We start from the raw sequence: 11,074 nt of genomic DNA on the forward strand, positions 1-11,074 counted from the left end.
AGGTTTGAGTAAAAGCTTGAAGTTAAATTTAGTAGATTATTATTTGGTCAATTATCAAAAAAAGCGAGTTTTTAAACCCCCGTTTTTTTAATTAAGTCTAAATTTTACATGAGAGTATAATGAGCTATCTTTATTATATACATATCCTAAACTCATTTCTGTTCCTATTTAATCTGAGTAAGATGATTCTTCACTATCCAATAATGTTCCACTTGTACTTTTAATTGTTTAATCAAATGTATCATAAGCTATCTCTTTTATTATGTTGTGATTAGCATCTGTAACTATTCTTGAGAACTAATTATAATAATTATTTATATAGATAAATATCCTTAATTAGATTTTAAAAAGTCACCATTATCTAACCTATAAATTGTAGGAGTCAAAGAATCAATAAAGCTTTTATGATGAGATACTATTATCATAGATCTTTTTATGGAGTTTAATATTTTTACCATCTTTTGTTCAGATTCTTCATCTAAGGCACTAGTAGGTTCATCAAGGAGTAAAATCCTAGGTTCGAGAATCAAAAGTCCAGCTAAAGCTACAATTTTTTGCTCCCCTCCACTTAGGTCAAATATAATTCTGTCTTTTAGATGAGAAATTTGAAGTTTTTCTAGCATCTCTTTACCTTTTTTTAAATATTCATTCTTACTTTCACCCCTTGCACGAAGAGAAAATATCACATCCTCCATAACAGTTGGGCATAAAAAATGATTTGATACATCTTGAGGAAGATATGCTAGATTGTTTCTATACTTTTTAAACTCTTTTAAATAATTTATCTTATTGTGAAATATTTCTATATATCCACTGCTTGGTGCTATAAAACCAGCGATAATTTTTAAAAGTGTACTTTTTCCACTTCCATTTGAACCTATAATAGCTATTTTTTCTTCATGTCCAAGATTTAAATCAATATCTTTAAACAATACTTTTCCATTATCATAAGATATTTTTCTTAGATTAACTGAACAACTCATATATTACCTTTATAAATATCACCACTATAGAAAGGGTGATAAGTCTTTGTATAAGCCCTATACTATTTGAACTTAAAAAAAATATTTTATCTTCAAAACCACGAGATTGCATACTATATGTCATATCTTCTGATTTTCTTAACGCTTTAACAAATATCATCCCAAAAATATTACCATAGGTTTGGTATGTAAATATGGAAGTTGTACTTTTAAAACCCCTTGATTTTAAAGTATTTTTAGTCTCTTTGAAATCTTTTAATAAATAGATTATGAGTGATAGAGAAAAATAAAATACACTTACCACTTTAGCTGGAAAGTTTAAAGCATCCAGTCCCCGTACAATATCATAACCCTTTGATTTATGAAATAATGCAATATTAAATAACAGTATCAAGTTTGTTCTTATAAGTAAAATTAGAGCTTCATTTTGATTTTGAAAAAACACGAATATCACCAATAGCACGATAAAAAGGTTTATAAAAATTAGCTTTTTAAATATAGTAAATAGATACTCTTTTTCGTAGAATAAAATAATACCAATAGGTAATAAAAAAATAAAATCAACCCTAGAAAAAGACACTATAGAAGAAAAGACAAAAGAGTTAATAAGCATTAATGCTTCTATAGACTTCATTTTTTAAACCTTTTTAAGATATAAAAAAAGATAAGCAATATAAAAAGTCCAAGTATTATTTTTAAGTATTTATCCTCTTGCTCTTTTTGCTTATACTCTTTTATATCTTCATGCTTTATCTGGGAGATATAAAAGCTTTTTTTTACTATATGACCACCTGAGGCATCTACAATTACCTCAATATTTTTATACTCTGACTTATAGTTGTAAATTCCCTCTTTGTTTAATTTATCTTCTAAAATTATTTTTTCATCATTTTTTATAAGTAAAGTACAATTTTTACAAGCTGTACCATTGGCAAAATATGAGTATATCTCTATATTTTCACCCTCGTTGCTTATAAATAGGTTTACTTTATGTGCAAAACATAAAGATATAAGAAAAGATACAAAGAGTAGATGTTTCAAACTAAACCTTTAAAATTTTAGGATAAACTTTTTTTATAAAAAGTAGTAAAAACATACTTACAATACCCTCTATAATCATGGTGATAATATTCAATAAAAATATAGAAACAGCAGCATAATTATACTCCTCTTTTGAAAAATAAAGGATAGCAGTTAAAAATAGTGTGGCAAAAAAAGTACCTAAAAATCCCACAACAAAGAATTTTATTTTATCATTCAAATTTTGTATAAATGGAGTATGATAAATATAGTGAACTATCACAGCTGGCATAGCCATTATAAAAAGGTTTACCCCTATACTTACTATCCCCCCATAGCCTAAAAGTAAAGCTTGAAGTAACAATGCAGCAAAAATTGCTACAAAAGCACCCCAAGAGACAAGTATACCTATCACTCCTAAAAGTATTAGATGTATTTGGGTTATTCCAAAAGGAATATGTATAAATGAAGCTATAAAAAACATAGCACTTGCCACACCAGTTATGGAGATATCTTCATTTTTTAACTCTTTTATGGCCTTTAACATAGCAAATAACGAGATTACTGAGACCACCACTGTAATCTCTAAACTTAAAACCCCGTCTGAAATATGCATATTAGTATGCCTTTATCCACATCAAAGCACCATTTTCAATAGGATAGCTTTTCCCCTCATGCTTTAATTCACCTTCTTCAATTAGTGCAGCAAATCCCCACCAACCTTTATGATTCATAACAAAAGAAAATACACCATTTGCATCTGTTTTAATAACTTGGGTAATATGTGCATCACTTGGTTCTTTTAATTCATACTTATTGAAAAGTTCCACTTCCACTTCCACATCAACAGCAGGATTCCCATCATGTAAAACCTTCCCTTGAAATAGATTTCCAGCATATAATCCAAATGGTTTGGTCATAGGAATAATCTCATATTTTAATCCTATAGGTTCATCCCAACCATCTTCAAGACCAAAAGAGCTTATTATCACTTTTGGAACATGAATGATAAATTTCTCTTCAGCAGGCTCAAAGTATGGCTTTGGCTCCACAAAAAATTTATACACTCCTGGTCTTTTTATTTTATAAGTACTCTGCCAAGCTTTATGATTAAACTTAATACTCTGTTTTAAAGATAATTGATTCTCTTTAGAGTTCACATAAACTTTTGGCTTTAATAAAGTCATTCCTGTTTGCTCAAAAGGGTGAATAAAAGAGATATCAAACTCTATATTTGATTGTTTTTCGTTTGATACATTGTCAGTATTAGATATAAAAGTCAAAAAGTGTGCATTTAATACAATTGCTGTTGCCAATAAAGATAAAATTACCTTTGCCATGAAGATCCTTTGTAGTTTTTTCAAATTATAATATGAACTTCTTATACAAGTATAAATTTTCTTATTTCTTATCTATTTTTGGGACTAAACAATCTATAAACTTAGAATGCTCATCTTAATTGATAACTTTAATAGTAAGTATTTTTAAATTTTAGTAAATAGGTTTGACTAATTGCACTATTAATCATTAATTGATTAACCTCTTTATTACATAGTCTCATTTATTATTCCTACTTTTATTTGTTATAGTAAATATAATACTTCCTATTGGAACAAATATCATACCTATTACTGTATTACTTATACTCCACATAGTAACCCCTCATGCAATCAATAAACTTACAATAACAATAATTTTATTTTTTATTTTTTCTCGTTCCCACTTTCCAAGTGAGAATGCATACTAAAGTTCATATGATCAAAGTCTATGAACATTCACTATGCCTTTATATTTATAATTTTTGCCATAAGTATATCAAAAATAATTTTATTTATTAAAAGTCGGAATTTAGTATTAATTTGTAGGAATTGAAGTAGAAAATATACGTTCCCACTCAGGAGAGTGGGAACGAGGTTTAAATAGAAAAAAGTCTAATTATTTAAGTAAAGACTTAGCGATACTTCTAGCCGCTTCACGACCATCAAGTGCTGCTGTTACAACAAGGTCAGCACCTCTAAAACAGTCACCACCAGCATAGATGCCAGATGTAGTTGTCTCATGAGTTTCTTCATTTATAACAATTCCACCCCAACTATTTGTCTCAATCCCGTTCTCTGCTAAGAATGATGGAACAGCAGGATTAAAACCAAGAGACATGATAACTACATCAGCATTAACTCTTGTTTCACTTCCTTTAACTTCTTCCATTCTTTGACGACCGCTTTCATCTTTTGCACCAAGAGTAGTTCTAATGATTTCAACAGCTACAGCTTTTGAGTCATCATTTAAAATAATCTCTTTTGGAGAAGCATTAAACGTAAAGTCAACACCCTCTTCCATAGCATTTTTATACTCTTTTTTACTTCCTGGCATGTTTATAGCATCTCTTCTGTAAAGACAATTAACTTTTTTAGCTTCTTCTCTTTTTGCAGTTCTAAGACAGTCCATAGCAGTATCTCCACCACCAATAACTACAACACTCAAATCTTTAAAGTCAAACTTTTTATCGTAAGAAAGTTTAAAGTTTTTTCTCTGCATAGCAGTAAGATAATCCATAGCATCATAAACATTTGAAGCTTGTTCTCCAGATAAAGACGCTTTTCTTGCCTTAGTAGCACCTACTCCTAAAAAGATAGCATCATGAGAATTAGCAACTTCTTCAAAAGTAATATCTTTGCCTACTTCATATTCTAACACTAGTTTAAGACCAGCTTCTTCAAGAAGTTTTACACGACGTTCAACTATTTTTTTGTCAAGTTTAAAGTTAGGAATACCATAAGTTAGAAGTCCACCAGCACGGTCACTTCTTTCATATATAGTTACTGCTATCCCTGAACGAAGAAGATATGTAGCAGCAGATAAACCAGCCGGACCACTTCCTATAACTGCAACACTTTTATCAGTAGTGATTCCAGGAAATTCTGGCTTGTAACCAGCTTTGAAACCTTCTTCTGTAATATGTGTCTCAATAGAACCAATAGTAATAGCTCCATGTCCATCATTTAGAGTACAGTCACCTTCGCATAGTCTATCATGGGGGCAAACTCTACCCATTACTTCTGGGAAAGGAGAAGGCTCATTTGATAGTTTAAATGCAAACTCCAAATCTTTTTCAGCAACAGACTTTAGCCACTGTGGGATGTAGTTGTGAAGTGGACATTTATTTAAACAAAATGGATCTCCACATTGAATACATCTTTCACTTTGAGCGGCTGCATCATCTCGATCAAACACTTCATAAATCTCACCAAAATCTTTTGTTCTCTCAACGACTAATCTTTTAGTAGGGTTAAGTCTTTCTGTTTTTAAAAATTCTTTCATAATTAGTCTCCATTCTCTAGGTTAAGAGGTAGTTTTGTTAAGTTTTTAGGTTTTACTAACCAGAAGTTTCTTACTTCAACTCTAAAGTTATCAAGCAGTTCTTTCGCTTTTATACTCTCAGTTTCAACTAGATAATCTTTTAGTAATCTTTTAAGTAGATGTCTTGCATCTGCACCCTCATCTGTATCAATACGGATAGCTTCTACAAGTTCACGATTTACATTCTCAACAAAACTGTGATCTTCATCATAAACAAAACTAACACCACCTGTCATACCCGCACCGAAATTAATACCTGTGCGACCTAGAATAACTACAACACCACCAGTCATATACTCACAAGCATTATCTCCTGAACCTTCAACAATAGCTAAAGCACCAGAGTTACGAACAGCAAATCTCTCACCAACTGAACCAGAGATGTAAAGCTTACCACCTGTAGCACCATATAGACAAGTATTACCACCCGCACTATAATCTTCACCCTCATTTTTAGAAGTAATAATTATTTTACCACCATGCATACCTTTACCGATGTAGTCATTTGCTACACCATTTAAGTATATTGCTACACCATGAATCAAAAATGCACCAAAGGCTTGACCTGCGATACCGTGCAGATTAATTTTAATAGTACCAGTTTTTAAACCTGTATCTCCATAATATTGTGCAATCTCACCAGAAACTAAAGCACCAAAACTTCTATGAATATTTTTTATTTCTCTGTTGATTCTAATCGGATGATCAGGATGCTTAATAGCACTCATTGCTTCTTTAAGTACATCATGCTCAAAGGCATTATCATCAAATGGATGATTGAATTTTTGTTGGTGAGTATTTACACCAGCTTCTTGGTGAAGAATAGAGCTAAAATCAAATTTTTGCGCAAACTTATCATCAATAACTTTAAGTATATCTACACGTCCTATCATCTCTTCCATAGTTGCATAACCAAGTTCAGCCATAATAGATCGGATATCTTCAGCTAAAAGAGTGAAGTAGTTAATAACTTGATCAACATGACCTTTAAAGAACTCTTGACGAAGTTTTTCATTTTGAGTTGCAATACCAACAGAACATTTATTTACATGACAGATACGAAGCATCTTACAGCCGACAATAGTAAGGATACCTGTACCAAATGCATAAGACTCTGCACCTAATAATGCAGCTTTAACAACATCTAAACCAGACTTAAGACCACCATCTGCTTGAACTTCTACAAGACCACGAAGGTTGTTAGCTTTAAGAGCATTGTGAGCCTCACTTAGACCGATTTCCCATGGATTACCAGCAAACTTAATAGAAGTAAGTGGAGCAGCACCAGTACCACCATCACCACCAGAGATGATAATTTTATCTGCATATGCTTTTGCAACACCCGCAGCAATAGTACCAACACCAATAGTAGAAACTAGTTTAACCGCAACTCTTGACTTAGGATTTACTTGTTTGATGTCAAAAATAAGCTGTGATAAATCTTCAATAGAATAAATATCATGATGTGGAGGAGGTGAAATAAGAGTAACACCAGGAACAGTATGACGTAACTTACCAATAAGAGGAGTTACCTTATGTCCAGGAAGTTGACCACCTTCACCAGGTTTAGCACCTTGAGCAACTTTAATTTGAATCTCTTCTGCACTTCTAAGGTATGCAGGAGTAACACCAAATCTACCAGAGGCAACTTGTTTGATTTTAGAAACTCTCTCAGTTCCAAATCTATCTTTATCTTCTCCACCCTCACCTGAGTTCGATTGAGCACCGATTCTATTCATTGCGATAGCAATAGTTTCATGAGCTTCTGGGGATATAGAACCAAGACTCATTGCAGCAGATGCAAATCTTTTAAAGATTTTTTCTTTTGACTCTACTTCTGAGATATCAATAGCTTTTCTATCTGATTTAAGTTCGAAGAAATCACGAATAAATTTAAGACCACGTTTGTTTACTAAATCTCTTAATTTATTATAATCTTCAGTTTTACCACTATCAGCCATGGCATGAATAGCATGAATAACAGCAGGCCCGAAGTCATGGTGTTCTTGTCCACTATAAAATTTGTAATATCCACCAATATTTAATGGGAAGATTTTTTTGAAACCATCTTTTATGAACGCTTCTTTATGATACTTAGTGATTCTTTCATCAATATCTTCATAGTTTAATCCACCAAGCTCTGAGTTAGAACTCTCAAAACACTCGGCAACGATTTCATCATTTAGACCAAGAACATCAAATAGTCCAGCATTACGGTATGAACCAACAGTAGCAATACCCATTTTAGACATAATTTTAAGTAGTCCAGCATTAAGAGCACTATGTACAGACTTAATAGCTTCACTACAGTCTGTTCCCATAACTTTTGATGTTTGTACTTTATTTATAACTGTTGAGAAAAGAAGAATAGGATGTATTGCACTTGCACCATAACCTATAAGTACAGCGGCACTATGAGAGTCTACAACTTCACAAGTAACACAAACAATAGATGTTAAATGACGAATTCCAGCTTTTAGTAGTGCAAAATTAATACGACCAACAACCATAGCCATAGGAATAATTTTGTTGTTTAAGTTAAATTCATAATCATCTAAAATAATTACTCTTGTTCCCTCATTGTTAACAGAATCTACAACACTAACTGCCAAAGCGTCTAGAGCTTCTTTTAAAGAACCTTTATAAGCAGTTGAGAATGTTGTATTATGATAAAAAGCTTGGTAACGAGGTGACTTTTTATCTCCAAATGATTTTAATACATCAAGCTTTTCACTAGTAATAATCGGTGAAATAGACTTTAGACGATGTGCATGACTTGGAATCTCATTTAATATATTATGAACTTCACCAAATCCAGCGTTAAGACTCATTACAACTTTCTCACGGATTGGATCAATCGGAGGATTTGTTACTTGAGCAAATTTTTGCTTGAAATAATCAGTAAAATTTCTCTGCTTATTTGAGAATGCTGCCAAAGGTGTATCATCACCCATAGAACCAACAGCTTCTTTAGCATCTAAAATCATTGGTTCGATTACTTGTTCAACTACTTCTTGAGTAATATTAAAGTATCTTTGTCTTTTAATAAAGTCTTGTTGCTCAAAGTCACATTTATCAGTATACTGAACTTCAACATGCTCTTGTAGGTAAATCATATGCTCATTTAACCACTTCATATAAGGGTTTGAACTTTTTAGATAATCATTAATTTGCTCATTTTTAAGAAGTTTTCCAAACTTAAGGTCAAGACCAATCATCTCACCAGATTGAAGACGACCTCTCTCTTTTATGTTCTCTTCTGGGATATCAACAACACCATACTCACTAGCAATAAAAAGGTTATTATCTTTTGTAACTATATATTTAGAAGGACGAAGACCATTTCTATCTAGTACACAACCTATATAACGACCATCAGTTACAGAGAATGCTGCTGGACCATCCCATGCTTCAAATACAGTTGACTGATATTCATAAAATGCACGAAGCTCTGGGTCCATATGTGGAGCATTTTGCCAAGCTGATGGAATAACAGCACGAACAGCCTTGAAGAAATCCATACCATTAACGATAAGAAACTCAAAAAAGTTATCCGCAGATGCACTATCAGAAGAGTTAAGTTGTAAGATAGGAAGAATTCTTTGAATCTCTTCATCAGTAAATACTTCACTCTTAATAGACTCAGACTTGATTTGTACATTTATACGGTTACCTTCAACAGAGTTAATCTCACCATTGTGTGCTACAGCACGGAATGGTTGAGCTAATCTCCACTCAGGAAGAGTATTTGTTGAAAATCTTTGGTGAAAAAGTGAAAATGAAATCTTGAAATTTTCACTTTGAAGGTCTCTATAAAACTCTTTGATATGCGTAGGCATAACAAGACCCTTATATGATAGAACTTTTGAACTCATAGAAGATATATAAAAATCTCTATCTTCTATTAGTTGATGCTCTGCTTCTTTACGTGAAAGATATAAAAGGGCATCAAATCTATTTGTAGCCATAATCGAGTTAGGAGTAATAAATAGTTGTACAATATTTGGTAATGAAGCTATAGCTTGGTCACCAAGGGCATTAATATCAACTGGAACATCACGAGTAAGAACTACTTTAAGATCATTGTTTAAACAAATCTCTCCTATAGTCTTAAGGTGATCTCTATCTTTTGTAAATACAGATGCTACTGCAAATTGCTTAGGTAGTTCTACATCATACTTAGAAGCCTCGTCACGAAGAAATTCCTCTGGTATAGATAGTAATAAACCACTACCATCACCTGTTTTACCATCAGCTGCAACAGCACCACGGTGCATCATTCTTTCTAATGCAGTAACTGCGTCGTTTAGAACCTTATGAGATGCTTTGTTCTTGATGTTGGCAACAAGACCAAAACCACAGTTATCTTTAAATGATCTTAATAAATCATGATGTTTTGTCATAATCACTCCAAAATTTGTAAATTCGTAACTAGATTTGTACTAGTTTAATCTATTTTTAAACATACTTAGTCTATTTAGAGACAAAGTGGTATATTGTACAATTTAAAGGTTTAAAAAAGTATAATATCAGTAGAATTTCTAGAACAAATTTTTAATATGTGTATAAAAGAAGCGAAAAATGCAGGGTTACATCATAAATCTCAATAAAGTTAAAGATGAAGACTTAATTGTTACTATAGTATCAAAGGGCAGCTTAGATAATCTTTACAGATTCTATGGAGCAAGACATGGAGTAATAAACCTTGGATTTAAGATAGATTTTGAAAAAGAAGATAGTGCAAAATCAAGCATTTCAAGACTAAAGGATGTTATACATATTGGTTTTAAATGGATAAATGATTATAAGCTGCTTAGACTTTGGCAAGATTTTTTAGCATTATTTCATAAACACTTAAGAGATGCAGAAGAATTAGGTGACTTTTATTTTGAACTTTTAGACTATGCATCTAATAATTGGGATAAACAAAACCCAAAAAGAGTAGCTATTGAATCTTATGTAAAACTTTTAGAAAATGAAGGAAGACTTCACACAGAGCTCAACTGTTTTCTATGCTCGCTCCCCATAGAAGAAAAAGAAATCTCTATAGTACGTGCTTTTTTACCAACTCACAATGCTTGTTCACATACTCTCAGTATAAATAAAGAAGCTCTAATAGAGCTTTTTGAAAACAAATCGTCTATATTTTTAAATGATAAGGAAATAGATAGACTCTGGTATGTTTTACTAGAAGGACTTTAAATTGATGCGAATATATATAATGTTAACCTTATGTGTCTTATTTTGGTCAGGAAATTTTGTTTTAGGGCGATACATTCATAACGAATTAGAACCTATGCAAATTGCTATGTTTCGTTGGTTTGGTGTCTTTTTAGTACTTTTACCATTTATAATTAAAAAACGAAAAAGTATTACTAAAGAGCTAAAACAAAACTTCGCAATAATCACTTTATTGAGTTTTTTAGGCATTGCAATGTTTAATACTCTTTTATATGTAGGACTACAATACACTACTGCAACTAATGCCTTATTGATTAACTCTAGTGTTCCTATTTTAATTATTATCTTTTCTATTATTATTTTAAAAACAACAGTGACACGCTTTCAAGTTGTAGGTGTCTTATTTTCTATGTTTGGTGTTATTTATTTAGCACTACATGGAAATATTTCTTCTTTGTTCACTCTTTCTTTTGGCAGAGGAGATATTTGGGTCATTGCATCTTCTTTATCATGGGCACTCTACTCTGTAC

9 protein-coding genes are annotated in these 11,074 nt (G+C 31.9%); 2 read left to right on the forward strand and 7 right to left on the reverse strand.

The genetic code is table 11. The features are described 5' to 3' along the window. Window positions 1-332: 332 nt before the first annotated feature. The 7 genes from QZZ48_RS11445 to gltB form a co-directional block, all read right to left on the reverse strand. Window positions 333-983, reverse strand: coding sequence for an ABC transporter ATP-binding protein (locus tag QZZ48_RS11445; RefSeq protein WP_294965873.1), 651 nt, complete (start codon window positions 981-983; stop codon window positions 333-335). Next, window positions 967-1,617, reverse strand: coding sequence for an energy-coupling factor transporter transmembrane component T (locus QZZ48_RS11450; RefSeq protein WP_294965876.1), 651 nt, complete (start codon window positions 1,615-1,617; stop codon window positions 967-969). Before QZZ48_RS11450 ends, QZZ48_RS11445 begins: the two co-directional genes overlap by 17 nt. Further along, complete coding sequence (locus tag QZZ48_RS11455; RefSeq protein ID WP_294965878.1) at window positions 1,614-2,024, reverse strand: hypothetical protein; 411 nt, start codon at window positions 2,022-2,024, stop codon at window positions 1,614-1,616. Before QZZ48_RS11455 ends, QZZ48_RS11450 begins: the two co-directional genes overlap by 4 nt. A 1-nt stretch (window position 2,025) precedes the next feature. Then, window positions 2,026-2,619, reverse strand: a complete 594-nt coding sequence (cbiM, locus tag QZZ48_RS11460; RefSeq protein WP_294965881.1) for a cobalt transporter CbiM — start codon at window positions 2,617-2,619, stop codon at window positions 2,026-2,028. A gap of 1 nt (window position 2,620) precedes the next feature. Then, window positions 2,621-3,343, reverse strand: a complete 723-nt coding sequence (locus QZZ48_RS11465) for a DUF4198 domain-containing protein (protein ID WP_294965884.1) — start codon at window positions 3,341-3,343, stop codon at window positions 2,621-2,623. A gap of 595 nt (window positions 3,344-3,938) precedes the next feature. After that, on the reverse strand, window positions 3,939-5,324 hold the full coding sequence (locus tag QZZ48_RS11470) for a glutamate synthase subunit beta (protein ID WP_294965887.1): 1,386 nt from the start codon (window positions 5,322-5,324) through the stop codon (window positions 3,939-3,941). A gap of 2 nt (window positions 5,325-5,326) precedes the next feature. Beyond that, entirely contained in the window at window positions 5,327-9,766 is a 4,440-nt protein-coding gene (gltB, locus tag QZZ48_RS11475) for a glutamate synthase large subunit (protein WP_294965890.1), read from the reverse strand. 178 nt (window positions 9,767-9,944) lie between these two features. Between gltB and recO the strand changes: the two genes are divergently transcribed. Beyond that, complete coding sequence (recO, locus tag QZZ48_RS11480) at window positions 9,945-10,565, forward strand: recombination protein RecO (RefSeq protein ID WP_294965893.1); 621 nt, start codon at window positions 9,945-9,947, stop codon at window positions 10,563-10,565. A 4-nt stretch (window positions 10,566-10,569) separates the two neighbouring features. Beyond that, window positions 10,570-11,074, forward strand: a 505-nt coding sequence (locus QZZ48_RS11485; protein WP_294965896.1) for a DMT family transporter, incomplete at its 3' end; no start/stop codon positions are given.

Origin of the sequence: Sulfurimonas sp. (assembly GCF_016744025.1) — a bacterium.
Taxonomy (GTDB): Bacteria; Campylobacterota; Campylobacteria; order Campylobacterales; family Sulfurimonadaceae; genus Sulfurimonas.